We start from the raw sequence: 17991 nt of genomic DNA, 5'->3' as shown, positions 1-17991 counted from the left end.
TACCTCACAGCCCGAACAGCACCCGCAACGGTGTGACGGCGAAGTAGAGGACGAACGCGACGGCGACGACCCACATCAGCGGGTGGATCTCGCGCACGCGGCCGGTGGCGGTGCGCAGCAGCACCCAGCTGATGAAGCCCGCGCCGATGCCGTTGGCGATCGAGTAGGTGAACGGCATGACGACGATCGTGAGGAACACCGGCAGCGCCACCGAGAAGTCCGACCACGCGACGTCGCGCACGCCACCGATCATGAGGGCGCCGACGATGACGAGCGCCGGTGCGGCCGCCTCCACCGGGACGATCTCGTAGAGCGGGGTGAAGAACATCGCGGCCAGGAAGAGCAGGCCGGTGACGACGTTGGCGAGCCCGGTGCGGGCGCCCTCCGCGATGCCCGAGGCCGACTCGACGAACACGGTGTTGGAGCTCGACGACGCCGCGCCGCCGGCGATCGCGCCCGCGCCCTCGACGACCAGCGCGCGCCCGACCCGGGGCAGCTGCCCGTTCTCGTCGAGCAGGTTCGCCTGGCGGCCGAGGCCGGTCATGGTGCCCATCGCGTCGAAGAAGTTGGCGAGCACGAGGGTGAACACGAGCAGCGTGACCGCGAGCGCGGGCAGCCGCGCGAACGCGCCGAACGAGACGTCGCCGACCAGCGAGAGGTCGGGCAGCGACACGATGGAGTCCGGCAGCCCCGGGTAGCCGAGGTTCCAGCCCTTGGGGTTGGTGCCGTTCGAGGGCCCGACCGCGACGATCGCCTCGACGACGATCGCCAGCACCGTCGTCGCGAGGACGCCGACGAGGATGCCGGCGCGCACGCCGCGCGCGACCAGCACACCGGTGAGCAGCAGGCCGAAGCAGAACACGGCCGTGGGCCACGACGCGATCGAGCCCTCGATGCCCAGGCCGACCGGGACCGTGGTGTTCGCGGCGTCGGGCAGGCGGCGCACGAACCCGGCGTCGACGAAGCCGATGAACGCGATGAACGCGCCGATGCCGGCCGCGATCGCGATCTTGAGTGGGTCGGGGATGGCGTTGAACACCGCCGTGCGGAACCCGGTGAGACCCAGGATCACGATGATGACACCGTTGACGACCACGAGGCCCATCGCCTCGGGCCAGCTCACCTGCGGCGCGATCGTGACCGCGACCAGCGTGTTGATGCCCAGCCCCGTCGCCATCGCGAACGGGAAGTTCGCGACGAGCCCGAAGATGATCGTCATGACGCCCGCGACCAGGGCCGTCACCGCCGCGACCTGCGGCACGGTGAGCGTCGCCCCGAGGATGTCGCGCTTCGCCGACGGCGAGGCCGGGTCGATGCTGCCGAGGATCAGGGGGTTGAGGACCACGATGTAGGCCATCGTCACGAAGGTGACGACGCCGCCGCGGACCTCCTGAGTGACCGAGGTCCCCCGCTCGTTCAGGCGGAAGAAGCGCTGCAACACGGCGGGCAGGCTAGCCGTCTCACAGACATTTCATGTCTGTGATCTTCGCTGCTCATCGCGCCCGGCCGCTCACGTAGGGTGCGTCCCGTGGCCCGACGGTTCGACCTGCACGCCGAGCCGCCGCCCCTGCCGAGCCGGCTGACCGACCCGGTCCTCGCGATCCTCGTCGGATCGGCGGTGTGGGTGGCGGTCGCCGTCGTGCTGGGCGTGCTCGCCGCGACCGGCGTGCGCCCGCTCGACGCCTGGTTCGTCGCCGCGCTCATCGGCGTCGGGCTCGGCGGCGTGGGGCTCGTCGTGCTCGCCCTGCAGCGCCGCGCGATCCGTCGCGGGGTCAAGGGCGCGCAGAAGGTCTAGCGAAGACGGCCCCCAGTTCGGCTCGTCCCTTCACGCCGAGCTCGGCGTACGCCGAGCCGAGCGCGGCGCGGCAGCGTCGTCGGACACCGTCACCGGCGCACCGTAGGACTCAGCCGGGGACCGCCCGGAACGCGTCCGCGTTCTCCTGCGCCCACGCCGCGAAGGTGCGCGGCGGGCGGCCGGTCACCTCGGCGACGGTGCCCACCGGGAGCGCGCCGACCGGCGGCGGGTCGCTCTCCAGCGCGATCGTGAACTCGATCATCTCCGCGCTCGTCCCCGCCGCGGCGAGGTCGGCGCGGGCCTGCTCCTCCGAGAGCCGGGTCAGGGTCACCGGCTGCCCCGTCGCGTCCGAGACCGCGGCCAGCTTCTGCTCGAGGGTGACCGCCTCGCCCCCGGTCAGCAGGTACTCCCGGCCGGTCGGGGCGGCGCCGGTCAGCACCGCCAGCGCCACCGCGGCGATGTCCGCCTCGTGGACCGCGGCGCTCGTGCGGCCCAGGTCGAGGACGCGCACCTCGCCCGTGGTGCGGATCGCCTCCGCGTGGTCGACGAGCGTGTTGGCCATGAACTCCGTCGGCGAGAGCAGCGCCCACGCCACCCCGGCGGCGTCGAGCGCCGGCTCGAGGGTGCCGGTGTCCCACCCGCCGAGCACGCTGACCCGCGCCACCCCCGCCGCGACCAGCGCGTCCACGATCTCGGGGCCGTTCGTCAGCCAGTCGCCGAACGCCCCGGTGAACGTGATCAGGTGCGCGGCCTCGACGCCCCCGAACGCCGCGGTCAGGGTGCCGGCGTCGGTGAGGTCGCCGCGGACGACCTCCACGCCCGCGGGCAGCGCCGCCCGCGCGGGGTCACGGGTCAGCGCGCGCACCGCGTGCCCCGCGTCGCGCAGCTGCCCCACCAGCGCGCGCCCCACCGTCCCCGTCGCCCCGGCCACCAGGATCGTCATGCGGTCCCTCCTCGATCGGCTACGCGACGATCATCGAGGGAGGAGCGGACAGGTCCGGTCCGCTACGTCCGATTCATGCGGCCAGGGCCGCGAGGAGCCCGCGCACGGGGTCGTCCGCGTGCACGACGCCGTCGTCGTCGACCCACGCCGACGGCGTGTACTCGACCGGCGCGCCGCCGCGCTCGTCGTCGACCACCAGCACGCGCAGGCGCTCGTGCAGGACCAGCGCCCCGTCGGGCAGCGGCCGGCGCAGCGCCGACGCCCACGCCACGGCCGCCGGCAGCTCCTCCCAGGGCACCGCACGGCCGCCCGCGCGCACGGTGACGCGCACGCGCTCGGAGGCGGGCGCGAGGTCGAGCAGGTCGGCGAGCAGCGCCGGGTCCCCGGTGCCGGGCAGCACGAGCACCCCGGGGGGCAGGACCCCGGCGAGCTGGGCGCGGTCGAGCACGGCCGGCGGGACGTCGCGGGCCGGGTCGGCGTCGCGCGCCACCCCGTCGGCGGTGCGGACGCGGTCGGGCGGCTCCACGTCGGCGACCGAGACCCGCCCGGCGGCCACGGCGTCGGCGAGCGCGGCGTGCGCGGCGGCCGCGCGGGCCGGGGGCACGACGCGGGCCGGGTCGGCGAGGCGGGCGAGCAGGTCGGTCGCGTCCTCCGCCGAGCCCACCCGCGCGCGGGTCCGGACGCCGATCGCCGCGAGGAACGCGGGGTCGAGGCGCGCGGCGACGTCGTCGGGGACGGGGTCGTAGAGGCCGTCGACCGCGCTCGCGCCGGGCAGGCGCCACGCCGTGGGCGGATGCCCCGCGAGGCGCCCGTGGCGCCCCAGCCACCAGGCGGTGTAGGGCCGCGGGCCCTCGGGCGCGCGCGACTCCACCGGCCGGGCGCCGCCGAGCGCCTCGCGCACCTCCCGGTCGCCCGCCAGCACCGACCACGCGGCGTCCCAGCGGTCCTCGGCCACCAGCTCGAGGTCGCGCACCGCCACCAGCGGGCCCGGCGCGTCACCGTCGGGGCCGTCCGGGCGTTCCGCGACGGGGTCGACCTCCTCGGCCCACCACGTCTCCTCGTCGTCGAGGTCGTGGTCGGGGCCGGCGGGGGTCTCGTCGCGCAGCACGGCGAACCCGTCGAGCACGCCGACCGCGGTGAGCGCGGAGCGCGGGAACGCCTCGGCGACGGCGGGGTCGAGCACCCCGAGCGGGCCGTCGGGGTCGACGAGCCCGCGCAACGCGCCGTCGGGCAGCACGAGCTCGTCGGCGCGCCGGTGGCCGCCCTCGGCGTCGCGCAGCGCCACCGCCCCGAGCGCCCGGTCGGCGTCCCCGCCGGCGGCCACGAGGGCGAGCACGAGGGCACCGAGCGCGTCGAGCGCCTCGGGATCGGCACCGGCCTCGGCGTCGTCGGCCGAACGGTCCACGGCCTCGCGCAGGGCCGGGTCGGCGAGCAGCGCGGCCCCGTCGACGCGGCGGGCGCCGAGCGCGACGAGCAGGTCGCGGACGGCGGCGTCGTCGGCGAGCCCCGGGGCGGCCACCCGCAGCCCCGGCACGGCGGCCGCGGCGAGGCGGGCGGCGAGCGCCTCGTCGTCCCCGGCGAGCAGGACCCCGCGGGCCCCGCCGACCACCCGGCCGTCGGCCAGCGGGACGGGCAGCCCGGCGAGCTCCTCGCGGGTGCCGGGGGCGACGAGCGCGGGCAGCGCCGCCAGCCGCCCGTAGAGCGCGCGCCACCAGGCCACCGGGCGGTCGAGGCCCGCGAGGGCGTCGGCGAGCGCGGCCGGCCCGACCCGCGCGACCCCGACCGCGGCGAGCGCCGGCGCGTGGCGGGGCGCGGCGAGGCGGGCGTCGGCGAGCCCGGGCAGGACGTCGGCGAGCTGGGCGGCGAGCTCGGTCGGGGCGCCGTCGAGGTCGAGCACCCGCGCGCCCGCCGGGGCGAGGTCCTCCCCGGCGACCGCCGGGAGCCACGCCGAGGTCCGCAGCGCGTCGAGCACCGCGTCGCGCAGCGTCGCGTCGACCGCCGAGGCGGGCAGCGCGGGCAGGGGCACCAGGGCCGGGCGCTCCGGCCCCGGGCGGGCGCGCACGAGGTCGGGGTAGCGGGCCGCGGCGGCGCGCAGCACGTGCTCGGTGACCGGGCCGGCGCGCACGTGGCGGCGGTCGGGGTCGAGGGGGACGGTCGCGAGCAGGCGCGCGGGCAGGGTGGTCCGCTCGTCGGTCGGGGTGGGCGCGTGCAGCACCTCCGCCGCGTCGGGGGGCACCGCCCAGGTCGCCCGCCACCCCGTGCGCGCGCGGTCCTCGACGGCGAGGTCGGCGAGCAGCGCATCCGGGACCGTGCCCTCGGCGCGCAGCACGTGCCAGGCGCGGTCACCGACGCGCACGGTGTCCCCGTCCTGCGTGCGGGTCACGACCCCGCCGGGCAGGTCGACGGCGTCCAGCGGGGGCAGGGCGAGCAGGAGATCCGGGGCCTGGGCCGCGGCGGCGACGAGCAGCTCGTCGGCGTGGACGCCGGGCCGCAGGGGCAGGCGGACCTCGGTGTCGGCGCCCGGGGGCAGGGCGGGCTCCGCGCCGTCGGTGGGCCACGCCAGCCGCAGCGCCGGCGCCGCCCCGTCACGGCGGGCCAGCTCGTCGGCGAGCGCCCCCACCCCCAGCCCGGCGACCGTCGACGCCGTCCGGGCCCGGTCGAACGCGACCCCGGCCGTCGCGCCGTCGGCGGTCCGGCTGACGACGCGCGGCGCGTCGCTGATCGCCGTGACGGCCGCGAACCCGACGCCGAAGCGCCCCACCCCGCCCTCGCCGCGCTTGCCCGACGCGCGCAGCGACGCCAGGCCCGCGACGCCGTCGGCGTCGAGCGCGGCGCCGGCGTTCGCGACGTGCAGAGCGCCGTCGACGACCCGCACCCGCAGCACGGTCGTGGTGCCGGCGCGCTCGGCGGCGTCGGCGGCGTTCTGCGCGAGCTCGACGAACCAGCGGTCGCGGTACCCGCCGCGCAGCAGGTCCTCCTCGGCGTTGGCGTCCTCGCGGAAGCGGGCCGGCGAGGCCGCCCACGCGTCGAGGACCGCCTGCCGCAGCGCGGCGGTGCCGAAGGGATCGGGGGTCACGGCTCCCCTGTCCCCGTTCCTCGTGTCGCTCAGCCGCCCGATCCGGCGGTCTCGGTCTCCATCTCGACCCCGTCGTCGTAGACCAGGTCGGCGACCGCGACGATCGCGCCGCTGTCGATCTGCAGCTCGGAGTGGCCGCCGCACCCGTACTCGGCGTGCACGACGTGCCCGTCGGCGGGGACGTTGCCGTTGCCGCACACGCCGAACGCGGCGCGCAGCGACCCCGCCACCGGCAGGTAGAACCCGCAGGTCCCGCAGTGCGCGGACGCCGCGCGGGCCATGTCGGCGCCCGGGCCGAAGTCGCCGTCGGACCATCGCACGGCGGCATCGAGGCGGCCCTCGCGGCTCATGACGCGTGGGCGGCCCATGCCCAGCTCGTCGCCGACCTCGCGGACACCCGAGCCGGCGCCGTCGTCGTCCTCGGCCTCGGGGTCCAGCGCCGCGGAGGCGGGCACGAGGCGCTCGTCGTCGTCCTCGACCGGCAGCAGGTCGCCGGGGCCGAGGTCCTCGGCGCGCAGGCGCTCGTTCCAGGGCACCCACGTCGGCGCCACGACCGACTCCGGGCCGGGCAGGAGCACGACCTCGCTGACGTTGACGTCGAACTCGGGGCCCGCGACGGTCACCGCCCAGTACCAGCCGCGGTAGCCGGGCTTGTCGGCCGCGAAGTAGTGGGTGGCGGCGTCGGGCACGTCCTCGGCGCGCACGGCGACCGACGCACCGACCTGGGCGGCGTCGCCGTCGGCGGTCTCCACCGCGGCGGCGCGCGCGAGGTCGGCCGCACCGGCGAGGTGGGCGGCGACGGCCTGTTCGGGGTCGGCGAGCTCGGGGACCACGTCACGATTGTGCCCGTCGATCCCGTGCGCGCGAGAGGCGGGCGCCCACCACCGTCGGTCATCATGGACGCGTGACCGGACCGTCGCAGGATCCCCACGGTCCGTACGGTCCCCGACCCCGGCACCGGCCAGGGCGCCTGCCGCCGACGGCGCGCTCGACGCGGCCGTTCCCCTCCGGTGAGGAGCCCGAGGGAGCCGACGACGACACCCGCTACTCGACGCGCTACGACCCGCGAGCCGACACCCGGTTCGACGCGCGGGACGAGGAGGACCCCGGCCCGCGCAAGATCACCGTCACGCGGGTCGCGGCGTGGCGGGCCCGGCGCCTGACCCAGCAGGGCGCGCGGGCGTTCCACCGCGCGGCGTCCGCCGACGGCGCCGACCGCTCCGGGCTCACGGCGCTGACCTACGCCTGGATGGCCAACTACGCCTCCGACGCGACGCTCGCCGTGGCGCTGGCCAACACCCTGTTCTTCTCCGCGGCCAGCGCCGAGAGCAAGAGCCGGGTGGCGCTCTACCTGCTCATCACGGTGGCGCCGTTCGCGCTCGTCGCCCCGGTGATCGGGCCGGCGCTCGACCGGCTCCAGCAGGGCCGGCGCGCCGCGATGGCGGTGTCCACGGCCGGGCAGGGCGTGCTGGCCGTGGTGCTGGCGCTGTGGATGGACACGTGGGCGCTCTACCCCGCCGCGCTGGGGATCATGGTGCTGAGCAAGTCGTTCGGCGTGCTCAAGGCCGCCGTGACGCCGCGGGTGCTGCCGCCGGGCATCACGCTGGTGACGACGAACTCGCGGCTCACCGTGTTCGGGCTCGTCGCCTCCGGGGTCGCCGGGGGCGTCGCGGCGGGCGTGGCGTGGCTGTTCGGGTCGCCGGGCGCCGCCTGGCTGACCGCGGCGATCTGCCTCGCCGGCGTGTGGCTGTGCCTGCGCATCCCCGCCTGGGTCGAGGTCACCGAGGGCGAGGAGCCGACGCAGATCCTGCCGGTGCACGACCCGTCCGGCGAGCGCCGCCGCACCCGGCTGAGCCGCGACGTCGTCACCGCGCTCTGGGCCAACGGCACGATCCGCAGCCTCACCGGGTTCCTCATGCTGTTCTCGGCCTTCGTCGTCAAGAACGAGACCGAGGGTGCGCCGGGCGACCAGCTCCTGCTGCTCGGCGTGGTCGGCGCCGCCGCCGGGGCGGGCGGGTTCGCCGGCAACTTCATCGGCGCCCGCCAGCGCTTCGGCCGGCCGCGCGTGCTGATGATCGTCTGCCTGGTGCTGGCGCTCGCCGGGGTCGTGCTCGCCGCGACGGTCACCGGCCTGACCACCGCCGCGGTCGCCGCGCTGGTCGCCGCGACCACGAGCGCGCTGCTCAAGGTCTGCCTCGACGCGGTGGTGCAGCGCGACCTGCCCGAGGCGAGCCGCGCCTCGGCCTTCGGGCGCTCCGAGACGATCCTGCAGCTGTCCTGGGTGTTCGGCGGCGCGCTCGGGGTGCTGCTCCCGCCGACGTGGTGGATCGGGTTCACCGTCATCGGCGTGGTGATGGCGATCGGTACGGTGCAGACCGTGCTGATCACGCGAGGCTCGTCGATGATCCCGCGGAGACGGAGCGGAGCGGAGCTCGACCCGGAGACCGGCCGCCGGTGAGGTCGCTCTCCCGGCGCACCGTCGTCGTCGGTGCCGTGCTCCTCGTGGTGGTCGTGGCCGTCGTCGTCGTGCTCGTCGTGCGCGCCACGGCCGGCCCGTCCTCCCCCGGCGACGTCACCTTCGCCGCGGGCGGCGCCGGTGCGTCGGTGGGCGCGAGCCAGTTCTGCGACGTGCAGGTCACCGAGTGCGGCGACGACCCGGAGGCCACCGCCGTCCTGCGGGTCCCGCCGAACACGCCGCTCACGGTGACGGTGCCCGAGGAGGTCGTGGGCACCCCGTGGCAGCTCGCCTTCACCTTCCGCGACACGGCCGGCGCGCTCCAGCAGGGCCGCAGCCCCGTGTTCGCGCCCGGCACGACGCCGAGCTTCACGCTCGTGCTGCCCGCCGCCACCGACCAGCTCGAGAGCGCCGAGGTCCAGCAGTACGGCGCGCGGATCAGTCAGGGGCCGAACGGCCTCGAGTTCGCCACCCGCTCCACCTGGGTGCTCAGCGTCGACGACCGCTGACACGCCGGGTCCGCCGCCCGGTCCAGTGACAGCCCATCGAGTGGCGCTGCGTGCTTTCACCCGTTCGGCGCTGGGTACGAGTCCCTGAGAGGGCCACGGTGCACGACGGCACGGGCCACTCTCGGGGGGAGACCGCACATGGACACGGCGCGCGCGAGCGTCCGTCATCGCACGTCACGCTGGTTGGCCGCGCTCGGCGTCCTGGTCGCCACCGCGCTCGCGTTCTCCACCGTCGTCACCGCCCCGCAGGCCGAGGCCGCGACGGTGCTCGGCCAGTTCCGCAACGCCGCGGGCCGGTGCCTGGAGAACCTGAACAACGCGACGACGGCGAACAACAAGATCCAGATCGCCGCGTGCGGCGCCGCGACCAACCAGGCCCAGCAGTTCAGCCGGTGGGCGAACGACGAGGCGATCAAGACCCCGGCGGGCCGCTGCCTCGGCACGCTCAACAACGGCACGGCGGCGGGCACCTCGGTCGTCCTCCAGACCTGCGCGCCCGCGAACAACAGCCAGCACTGGGTGGTGCGCACCGACGGGCTGATCGTCAACCGGGCCGCGGTGCGCTGCCTCGCCCCGCTGAGCAACAGCAGCACGGCCGGCACGCGCATGGTGATCGCCACCTGCACCACCGCGACCGCGATGCGCTGGACGGTCCCGGCCGCCTCGACGCCCACCACGCCCCCGACCACGACCACCACCACGCGGCCCACCACCACGACCACGGTGCCGCCGACGACCACCACCACGACGACCCCGCCGCCCACCCGCGACCCGCTGCGCCAGCCGTTCGCCTCGAGCTCGATCTGGAACATGCCCATCGGCAGCGGCGCGCGGTACGTGCCGGCGAACCTGCCCGCGCTGCCCGGCGGGAGCACCGGCGCCCGCGTCCCGCAGGTCGACGACGAGCCGCTGGTGCTGACCCCGACCGCGCCGCTGACCCCGATCCTCGCGAGCCCCGGCGGGTGGGGCGGCAACCGCTGCGTCACCGACCCGGCCACCACCCTGGCGACGGTGCCGATCCCGGCCGGCTACGTGCTGCCCAGCGACAACAAGAACCAGAGCGCGGCGTTCCTCGCCGCCGACGGCCGCACCGTCGTGCAGACCCAGCCGCTGGCCCGCTGCGCCGCGGGCGGCCCGGCGACGAGCTACGTGCGCTACCCCGACCAGGACATCTACGGCCCCGGCATCCAGGGCTCGCACGGCGGGTCGGGCATGAGCGCGCTGGGCGGCTCGATCCGCATCGGCGAGCTGCGCCCGGGCCAGGTCGGCCCGCGCCACGCCCTGAAGATCAACCTCTACGCGCGCGGCGAGCTGGGCCAGTGCGCCTCGCGCCCGGAGTGCTTCCGATGGCCCGCGGTGAAGTCCGACAGCTACGCGGTCGGCTGGTACGGCTCGGTCGGCGGCAACACCAACACCGCGATGCGCATGGGCTCGCTGCTCGCGATCCCGCCGACGGTGAACATCGGCTCGCTGGGCCTGACCACCGAGCCCGGCCGCCAGATCGCCTGGACCCTGCAGAACTACGGCGCCTACGTCGTCGACGACACCTACGGCCCGTCGTTCGCCTTCAACGCCGAGAACGGGCCCGGCGGCAACATGCGCACGCAGTTCCGCGCCGACTACGGCCAGGACTTCGAGGTCTACGCGAGCTCCACGAACGCCTGGGGCCGCGACGTGCAGCGCCTGCGCCAGGTGCTGCAGGTGGTCGACAACAACGGCCCGAGCAGCGTCGGGGGCGGGGGCACCCCGCGCCAGCCGCTGCTGCCCGAGCTCGTCGAACCGCTCGTGACGATCCCGCCGACGATCCCGACGGCGCCGGCGACCACCGAGTCGGCGGCCCCGATGCCGGTCACGTCGACGCCCGCCATCCCGGCCAACTGACGCGGCCGAGCGGAGCAGGCCGCACCGAACGTCGACGGCGTGTCAGCCCGAGTGGGCGGCACGTCGTCGACATTCACCCGTCCGGCCCTGGCCTGTGGTCACCCCGTCACTGAACGCTGTCGCGGCTGCCGCATCCATGGGGGGATCGCACCGTGCCGAGGCCGATCACGAGACACGTCCACGTCCGTCCGCGCACGAGGCGCTCGCTCAGCGCACTCGCGGTGCTCGCCACCGCGGCCCTCGTGGTCCTGTCGGTCCTCTCGGCACCGGCGGCCGTGGCCGACACCGTCCTCGGGCCGTTCCGCAACGCGGCCGGTCAGTGTCTCGAGAACCCGAACGATGCCACGGCGGCGGGCAGCCCGACGACGATCAACGTCTGCGACCCGGCAGGGCCGACGAGACAGCAGTTCAGCCGCTGGTCGGACGGGACGATCCGGACGCCCGCGGGCCGGTGCCTCGACACCGCCGGCGGCGGGTCCGGCAACAACACCGCCGTCGTGCTCGCGGCCTGCGGCACGGCCACCTCGCAGCGCTGGACGTTCCGCCCCGACGGGACGGTGCAGAACCAGAAGGCCGGCCGGTGCCTCGCGCCCCGCAACAACGGCACCGCGCCCGGCACCGCCGTCGTCATCACCGGCTGCTCGACCAACGCCGCCCAGCGCTGGACCGTGCCGGCGGTCTCCACCCCGACGACGACCACCACCACGACTCCGCCGCCGACGACGACGACCACCACCACCACGACCACGACCCCGCCGACGACCACCACGACCACCACCACGACCCCGCCCCCGACCGGCTCCCGCGACCCGCTGCGCCAGCCGTTCGCGTCCAGCTCGATCTGGAACATGCCGATCGGCAGCGGAGCGGTGTACGTGCCGGCGAACCTGCCCGCCCTGCCCGGTGGCTCCACCGGGGCGCGGGTCCCGCAGATCGACGACGAGCCCATCGTGCTCACCCCGACCGCTCCCCTGACCCCGGTGCTGGCCAGTTCCGGTGGCTGGGGCGGCGACCGCTGCAAGACCGAGCGGACGACGCTCGCGACCGTGCCGATCCCCGCGGACTACGTGCTGCCCAGCAACAACAAGAACGAGAGCGCGTCCTTCCTGTCCGCCGACGGCCGAACGGTGGTCTCGACGCAGCCGCTGGCGCGCTGCGCGGCCGGCGGGCCCGCCACCAGCTACGTCCGGTACCCCGACCAGGACATCTACGGCCCCGGCATCCAGGGCTCGCACGGCGGCTCGGGCATGAGCGGGCTCGGCGGGTCGATCCGCGTCGGCGAGCTGCGCCCGGGCAGCACCGAGGGACCGCGGCACGCCCTGAAGATCAACCTGTACGCCCGGGCGGAGCTCGCGCAGTGCGCCACCCGCGCCGAGTGCTTCCGGTGGCCCGCGGTGAAGTCCGACAGCTACGCCGTGGGCTGGTACGGCTCGGTCGGCGGCAACACGAACACCGCGATGCGGATGGGCTCGCTGCTCGCGATCCCGCCGACCGTCGACATCGCGTCGCTCGGGCTGACGACCGAGCCGGCGCGCCAGATCGCGTGGACGCTGCAGAACTACGGCGCCTACGTCGTCGACGACACCTACGGCCCGTCCTTCGCGCTCAACGCCGAGAACGGGCCCGGCGGCAACACGCGCACCCAGTTCCGCAACGACTACGGCATGGACTTCGAGGTGTACGCCAGCTCGGCCAACGCCTGGAGCCGCGACCTGCAGCGGCTGCGGACCGTGCTCGCCGCGGTCGACAACAACGGTCCGGGCAGCGTCGGCGGCGGGGGCACGCCGCGCCAGCCGCTGCTGCCCGAGCTCGTCCCGCCGGCCACCGCGGCGGCGCCGACGAGCCCGACCGCCCCGGCGACGGCCGAGTCGGCGGCCCCGGTGCCGGTCACCTCGAGCCCGGCGGTGCCGGCGAACTGAGAACCTGCGGTCACGTGAGTGATATGGGTCGTCGGGACGACCCATATCACTCACGTGGCGTCAGCCCTCCAGCTCGCGCGCCACGGCGCGGACGACCTCGGCGAGCTGCTTGGTGTGACGGCGGTCGGGGTAGCGGCCCCGGCGCAGCTCGGGCTGCACGCGGGCCTCCAGGACCTTGATCATGTCGTCGATGAGGCCGTGGAGCTCGTCGGGCGAGCGGCGGGCGGCCTCGGCCACGGAGGGCAGGGGGTCGACGAGCCGCACCTGGAGCGCCTGCGGCCCGCGCCGCCCCTCGGCGATCCCGAACTCCACCCGCTGCCCGGACTTCAGCGCCTCCACCTCGCGGGGCAGCGCGCCCTTGGGCACGTAGACGTCCGCTCCGCCCTCCTGCGAGAGGAAGCCGAACCCCTTCTCGGCGTCGTACCACTTGACCTTGCCGGTCGGCACCGTCGTCTCCCGTCCTGCTCGATCACGACAAAGCGCCCCGGCGACCGTGCCGGAGCGCAGGCGTCCAGTTTATCCCCGCGCGGCCACCCCGAATCCGCCCCGAAGCCGCACGGCGTTCGCCGTCCGGCTCAGCCGGCGTGCAGTCCGGCGTGCAGTCCGGCGTAGGTCCCGAGGAACAGCGCCGCCTGGAGCTCGGCCCGCCCGGAGACCCCGAACTTCGCCAGCACGGCCTTCACGTGGTCCTGCACCGTCCACTCCGAGAGCCCCAGCGTGGCTCTCGGGCGACAAGCTGTTCGCGGTCGTGGCCGGCACCGTGACCATCGAGGTCGGCGACGAGACGCGCGAGGGCGGCGCCGGTCCGGTCTGGATCCCCCCGGGCACCCCGCACTGCTACCGCAACACCTCCGGCGCGCCCGCCCGCATGCTCGTCGTCGTCACCGGCCGCAGCCAGGTGGAGTTCCTGCGCGGCATGAGCCGGCTGACCGCCGACGGCCCGCCGGACCCCGCGGCCGTCGCCGAGCACACGGCCGCCCACGGCGTCGCGATCCTGCCCGCCCCGTAGACGGCGTCAGGCCGTCGGCGCCTGCTGCAGGCCGAGGAGCTCGACGGCCTCCTCCCGCATCTGGACCTTGCGGACCTTGCCGGTGACGGTCATCGGGAAGTCCTCGACGACGTGCACGTAGCGCGGGATCTTGTAGTGGGCGAGCTTGCCGGTGGAGAACTCGCGCAGCGCCTCGACGGTGAGGGGCTCGCTGCCCGGCCGCATCCGCACCCACGCCATGAGCTCCTCGCCGTAGCGCTCGTCGGGGACCCCGATGACCTGCGCGTCGACGATGTCGGGGTGGGTGTAGAGGAACTCCTCGATCTCGCGCGGGTAGATGTTCTCGCCGCCGCGGATGACCATGTCCTTGATCCGCCCGGTGATGTTGATGTAGCCCTCGTCGTCCATCACGCCGAGGTCGCCGGTGTGCATCCAGCGGGCGCGGTCGATGACCTCGGCGGTCTTCTCGGGCTGCTCCCAGTAGCCGAGCATCACCGAGTAGCCCCGGGTGCAGAGCTCGCCGGGGGTGCCGCGCGGGACGGTGCGCCCGGTCTCCGGGTCGACGATCTTCGACTCGAGGTGGGGCATCGTGCGGCCCACGGTCGACACGCGGCGGTCGAGGGAGTCGTCGACGCGGGTCTGGGTGGACACCGGGCTGGTCTCGGTCATGCCGTAGGAGATGGCGACCTCGGACATGCCCATCCGCTCGACGACCTGCTTCATCACCTCGATCGGGCACGGCGAGCCGGCCATGATCCCGGTGCGCAGGCTGCCCAGGTCGTAGGACTCGAAGTTGTCCAGGCCCAGCTCCGCGATGAACATCGTCGGCACGCCGTAGAGCGAGGTGCAGCGCTCGGCGGCGACGGCCTCGAGGGTCAGGGTCGGGTCGAACCCGGGCGCCGGGATCACCATGGTCGCGCCCGAGCTGGTGCAGGCCAGGTTGCCCATGACCATGCCGAAGCAGTGGTAGAAGGGCACCGGGATGCACACGCGGTCGACGTCCGAGTAGCCGATGAGCTGCCCGACGAAGAAGCCGTTGTTGAGGATGTTGTGGTGCGAGAGCGTCGCGCCCTTCGGGAACCCGGTGGTCCCCGACGTGTACTGGATGTTGATCGGGTCGTCCGGCGTCAGCGTCGCCTGCACCTCGCGGACGCGTGAGGTGTCCCCGTCGCGGACGAACAGCGCGTTCCACTCGTCGGAGTCGATGATCACGACCCGCTGCAGCGCCGCCCGCTCGGGCCGGACCTCCTCGATCATCCCGGCGTAGTCGGAGGTCTTGAAGCTGCGCGCGGCGACCAGCAGCGAGATGCCGGCCTGGTCGAGCACGAACGCCAGCTCGTGGGTCCGGTACGACGGGTTGATGTTGACCAGGATCGCGCCGATCTTGGCCGTCGCGTACTGCAGCAGCGTCCACGGCGCGCAGTTCGGCGCCCAGATGCCGACCCGGTCGCCCACCTGGACACCCAGGTCGAGCAGCCCCAGCGCCAGCGCGTCGACCTCGGCCACGAACTGCGACCACGTGAAGCGCTCGCCGCGCGCGCGGTCGACCAGCGCCTCGGCGTCCGGCCGCGCCCCCGCGGTGCGGTCCAGGTTGTCGCCGATCGTGTCCCCGAGCAGCGGGATGTCCGAGATGCCGGACGTGTAGCTGGGCACGAGGGGCTGGGCTGGCGCCGTCACGTTCGACCTCCGGGAGAAGCACACCTGTGGTTGCCGACACGATGTCACGTCGATCGGCCGGAATGACAGCGATGACTCCGGGGCCCCCGCACCCGTCCCACCCTCGACACCGCCTCCCGCGACCCCCGAGGAGTCACTCGTGCGATCCGCCCGGCGCCGCTACGTCACCGAGTTCCTCCCCCACGTCGCGGCCGAGCGCCGCGACCTCGCCGACCAGCTCGCAGCGCTCGACGACGACGCGTGGGCGACGCCGTCGCTGTGCGCGTCGTGGACCGCGCACGACGTCCTCGCGCACCTGACGTTCTCGGTGGAGCTGCGGACCGTGCCGCTGATGCTCGAGGTCGCGCGGGCCCGGGGCGACCTCGACGCGGTGTTCGCCCGCCAGGCCCGCGCGCGGGCCGCCGCCCTCGGTCCGCGGGCCCTGCTCGACCGCCTGCGCGACACCGCCGACGTCCCGCGCCGCCTCGCGGTCAGCGCGCCGGCCGACCCCCTCGACGACGTGCTGGTCCACGGCCAGGACATCACCCGGCCGCTCGGGATCGTGCGGCCGATGCCCGTCGAGCGGGTGCTCATGGTGATCGACACCGTGTGCGCGACGCCGATGTACGGGGCGCGGGAGCGGTTCGCGGGCGTGCGGACGGTCGCCACCGACGCGGACTGGGCGCGCGGCGACGGCCCCGAGGTCCGCGGGCCGGTCGGCGAGCTGCTCCTCGTCGCCACCGGGCGTCCCGCCGGGCTCGACGCGCTCGACGGGCCGGGCGTCACACTCGTCACCGGACGGATGACCGGGACCGCCGCCGTCGGCCGGGGCTGCGACGATGCGCCCATGGGTGACGTGCATGGGTGACGTGGTCGAGGTGGACGGCGCCGGCCTGGGCGAGGACGACGTCGAGAAGGCGACCGACCGGCTCGTCGACGTGCTCGTCGCCGCCGACGAGGACGGCTGGTACGGCCGGCTCGAGGTGGTCCGCCCGTGGTCGGTGCACAACCCGCACATCGACGGCGAGTTCGCCCGCGCCGGTGCGATCCGCCGCTACCTGTGCCGCGAGCTGGCGTCGCTGCTCACGATCGGCGCGCGGATCACGGCGCGCCCGTCACGGGAACAGCCGCCGTTCGACGACCCGGCGTTCTTCGCCGCCCTCGACGAGGACCGCGTCGACACCCGGTCCAAGAAGCTCTTCCTCTTCTCGCCCGAGCGGATGGCGCTGTCGATCGACCGGATCGGCCACTACACGGGCACGCCCGCGGGGTCGTTCCAGCGCCACGTGCTGTTCACGAACTACGCGATGCACGTCGAGGCGTTCCTCGAGCGCTTCCCCGACGCCGTGCGCCCCGACCGCCCGGGCGCCCAGATGCCCTCCTACCACCACGTCACCGAGGCCGGCGACGGCGTGAGCCTCGTGAACATCGGCGTCGGGCCGGCCAACGCGAAGACCGCGACCGATCACGTCGCGGTGCTCCGCCCCGACACGATGATCATGATCGGGCACTGCGGCGGGCTGCGGAACCACCAGCAGAAGGGCGACTTCGTGCTGGCCACCGGCTACCAGCGCGCCGACCACGTCCTCGACGAGGTGCTCCCCCTCGACGTCCCGGTGATCCCCAACCACCGGCTCAACACGTTCCTGCTCGCCGCGCTCCAGGCGGCCGGGCGCCCGTACCGCCTGGGCACGGTGCACACCACCGACAACCGCGACTGGGAGTTCAACCAGCAGGCGACCCTGCGGGCGATGCGGCTGAGCCGCAGCGTCGCCGTCGACATGGAGTCGGCGACCATCGCGGCCAACGGGTTCCGCTACCGCGTGCCGCACGCGACGCTGCTGTGCGTCTCGGACAAGCCGCTGCACGGCTCGCCGAAGCTCGCCGCCGGGGCGCAGGAGTTCTACGAGGCCTCCAAGCGCCACCACCTCGACCTCGCGCTGACCGCGCTGGAGTCGGTGCGCCGCGAGCACCCCGAGGGCCTGCCGGGCCAGGAGATCCGCGCCGTCGACGAGCCGCTGTTCGGGGGCCCGCCCGACCTCTAGGCCGCGACCTGTCCGGCGTCCGGCCCGAAGAGCCGCTCGGTCCGGGCCCGGAAGCCTCGTTCGGTGACCGCGAGGATCGCCCGCAGCGGGGGCGGCGCGTCGGCGAGGAGAGCCCGGCGCTCGTCGGGGCCGGCGTGGGAGACCACCCACAGCACGACGAAGGTGAGCACGCGCAGCCCGAGCGTGCCGCGGAAGCGTTCCTGCAGCCGCGCGTAGTCCTCGACCCGGACCCGGTCGACGATGATCGGGAAGACGTCGCGCTCCTCGTCGGCCACGTGGCGCGCGAGCAGGTCGGCCACCTCCCGCAGGGTCGCGGCGAGCTCCGGGATCGCCGTGTGCGCGCTCGCGAGCGCCGCGGCGCGGTCGAGCAGGGGATCGAGGCGCTCGTGGTCCTCGGTGAGCGCGACCAGGGAGGTGCGGTCCCCGGCCACCGCCTCGAGGAAGGGCCAGACGTCGGCGTCCTCGACGCGGTGGTGGTTGACGATCTCGGCCGTGACCCCGCGCAGGTGGCGGCGCAGGAGCCGGAGCCGACGTCGGTCCGGACATCGCACCAGCTCCTCGGCCACGGCGGCCAGGCGCGCCGTGTCCGTGGTCATGGCGCGGTGCACCACGCGGTAGTCGAGCAGGTCGGGCGCGGGCTCGTCCGGGCGGCGCGGAACGGCGGGGTGCGGGGCGGTCGGAACGGTCATGGTGGGTCCTCTCGTGCTGGATCGGATGGAGTCAG

The 17991-nt window shown here is 75.1% G+C and carries 15 protein-coding genes; 8 read left to right on the top strand and 7 right to left on the bottom strand.

Translation table 11 applies throughout. From position 1 onward, the window contains the following. Positions 1 to 4 precede the first annotated feature (4 nt). Positions 5 to 1450, bottom strand: coding sequence for an NCS2 family permease (locus tag ACFPK1_RS06370; RefSeq protein WP_378020277.1), 1446 nt, complete (start codon positions 1448 to 1450; stop codon positions 5 to 7). 78 nt (positions 1451 to 1528) lie between these two features. Between ACFPK1_RS06370 and ACFPK1_RS06365 the strand changes: the two genes are divergently transcribed. Continuing rightward, entirely contained in the window at positions 1529 to 1795 is a 267-nt protein-coding gene (locus tag ACFPK1_RS06365; RefSeq protein ID WP_378020050.1) for a DUF2530 domain-containing protein, read from the top strand. Between the two features lie 109 nt (positions 1796 to 1904). Here ACFPK1_RS06365 and ACFPK1_RS06360 read toward each other — a convergent pair whose 3' ends face one another. The 3 genes from ACFPK1_RS06360 to ACFPK1_RS06350 form a co-directional block, all read right to left on the bottom strand. Continuing rightward, on the bottom strand, positions 1905 to 2738 hold the full coding sequence (locus ACFPK1_RS06360) for an NmrA family NAD(P)-binding protein (RefSeq protein ID WP_378020049.1): 834 nt from the start codon (positions 2736 to 2738) through the stop codon (positions 1905 to 1907). Positions 2739 to 2811: 73 nt separating this feature from the next. Next, positions 2812 to 5814, bottom strand: coding sequence for a sacsin N-terminal ATP-binding-like domain-containing protein (locus ACFPK1_RS06355; protein ID WP_378020048.1), 3003 nt, complete (start codon positions 5812 to 5814; stop codon positions 2812 to 2814). 29 nt (positions 5815 to 5843) lie between these two features. Next, positions 5844 to 6647 carry a DUF3027 domain-containing protein gene (locus ACFPK1_RS06350; protein WP_378020047.1) on the bottom strand — a complete coding sequence of 268 codons (804 nt, stop codon included), beginning with the start codon at positions 6645 to 6647 and terminating at the stop codon, positions 5844 to 5846. 71 nt (positions 6648 to 6718) lie between these two features. Between ACFPK1_RS06350 and ACFPK1_RS06345 the strand changes: the two genes are divergently transcribed. From ACFPK1_RS06345 to ACFPK1_RS06330, 4 genes are all read left to right on the top strand, one after another. Beyond that, the gene (locus ACFPK1_RS06345; protein ID WP_378020046.1) at positions 6719 to 8272 is read left to right on the top strand and encodes an MFS transporter; all 1554 of its coding nucleotides are present in this window, start codon (positions 6719 to 6721) and stop codon (positions 8270 to 8272) included. Beyond that, complete coding sequence (locus ACFPK1_RS06340; protein ID WP_378020045.1) at positions 8269 to 8778, top strand: DUF2771 family protein; 510 nt, start codon at positions 8269 to 8271, stop codon at positions 8776 to 8778. Before ACFPK1_RS06345 ends, ACFPK1_RS06340 begins: the two co-directional genes overlap by 4 nt. A 138-nt stretch (positions 8779 to 8916) precedes the next feature. Continuing rightward, positions 8917 to 10659 carry a ricin-type beta-trefoil lectin domain protein gene (locus ACFPK1_RS06335; protein ID WP_378020044.1) on the top strand — a complete coding sequence of 581 codons (1743 nt, stop codon included), beginning with the start codon at positions 8917 to 8919 and terminating at the stop codon, positions 10657 to 10659. A gap of 221 nt (positions 10660 to 10880) precedes the next feature. Continuing rightward, positions 10881 to 12578 (top strand): ricin-type beta-trefoil lectin domain protein, encoded by a 1698-nt coding sequence (locus tag ACFPK1_RS06330; protein WP_378020043.1) that lies wholly within the window; start codon positions 10881 to 10883, stop codon positions 12576 to 12578. A 60-nt stretch (positions 12579 to 12638) separates the two neighbouring features. Here the strand turns inward: ACFPK1_RS06330 and ACFPK1_RS06325 are convergent, their stop codons facing one another. Beyond that, positions 12639 to 13025, bottom strand: a complete 387-nt coding sequence (locus ACFPK1_RS06325) for a cold-shock protein (protein WP_378020042.1) — start codon at positions 13023 to 13025, stop codon at positions 12639 to 12641. A gap of 289 nt (positions 13026 to 13314) precedes the next feature. Here ACFPK1_RS06325 and ACFPK1_RS06320 point away from each other — a divergent pair, with 289 nt between their 5' ends. Next, positions 13315 to 13587: a cupin domain-containing protein gene (locus ACFPK1_RS06320; RefSeq protein ID WP_378020276.1), complete on the top strand. Its 273-nt coding sequence runs from the start codon at positions 13315 to 13317 to the stop codon at positions 13585 to 13587. A gap of 6 nt (positions 13588 to 13593) precedes the next feature. Here the strand turns inward: ACFPK1_RS06320 and ACFPK1_RS06315 are convergent, their stop codons facing one another. Then, the gene (locus ACFPK1_RS06315) at positions 13594 to 15243 is read right to left on the bottom strand and encodes an AMP-binding protein (RefSeq protein WP_378020041.1); all 1650 of its coding nucleotides are present in this window, start codon (positions 15241 to 15243) and stop codon (positions 13594 to 13596) included. Between the two features lie 139 nt (positions 15244 to 15382). On the opposite strand from ACFPK1_RS06315, the gene ACFPK1_RS06310 reads away from it, so the two are divergent. Further along, the gene (locus tag ACFPK1_RS06310; protein ID WP_378020040.1) at positions 15383 to 16090 is read left to right on the top strand and encodes a maleylpyruvate isomerase family mycothiol-dependent enzyme; all 708 of its coding nucleotides are present in this window, start codon (positions 15383 to 15385) and stop codon (positions 16088 to 16090) included. After that, entirely contained in the window at positions 16083 to 17267 is a 1185-nt protein-coding gene (locus tag ACFPK1_RS06305; RefSeq protein ID WP_378020039.1) for a phosphorylase family protein, read from the top strand. The genes ACFPK1_RS06310 and ACFPK1_RS06305 overlap by 8 nt, the downstream gene beginning before the upstream one ends. Here the strand turns inward: ACFPK1_RS06305 and ACFPK1_RS06300 are convergent. Then, on the bottom strand, positions 17264 to 17956 hold the full coding sequence (locus ACFPK1_RS06300; protein ID WP_378020038.1) for a hemerythrin domain-containing protein: 693 nt from the start codon (positions 17954 to 17956) through the stop codon (positions 17264 to 17266). The two genes, ACFPK1_RS06305 and ACFPK1_RS06300, sit on opposite strands and share 4 nt — an antisense overlap. Positions 17957 to 17991: the final 35 nt, after the last annotated feature.

Source organism: Actinomycetospora rhizophila (assembly GCF_042657905.1).
Lineage (GTDB): Bacteria > Actinomycetota > Actinomycetes > Mycobacteriales > Pseudonocardiaceae > Actinomycetospora > Actinomycetospora rhizophila.
The sequence above is the reverse complement of the archived record's forward strand: the minus strand, read 5'-3'. Positions and strand labels throughout refer to the sequence as shown.

Coding starts and splice junctions, on each gene's coding strand:
- ACFPK1_RS06305 (WP_378020039.1), top strand. CDS start 16,083: ATGGGTGACGTGGTCGAGGTGGACGGCGCCGGCCTGGGCGAGGACGAC.
- ACFPK1_RS06360 (WP_378020049.1), bottom strand. CDS start 2,738: ATGACGATCCTGGTGGCCGGGGCGACGGGGACGGTGGGGCGCGCGCTG.
- ACFPK1_RS06300 (WP_378020038.1), bottom strand. CDS start 17,956: ATGACCGTTCCGACCGCCCCGCACCCCGCCGTTCCGCGCCGCCCGGAC.
- ACFPK1_RS06335 (WP_378020044.1), top strand. CDS start 8,917: ATGGACACGGCGCGCGCGAGCGTCCGTCATCGCACGTCACGCTGGTTG.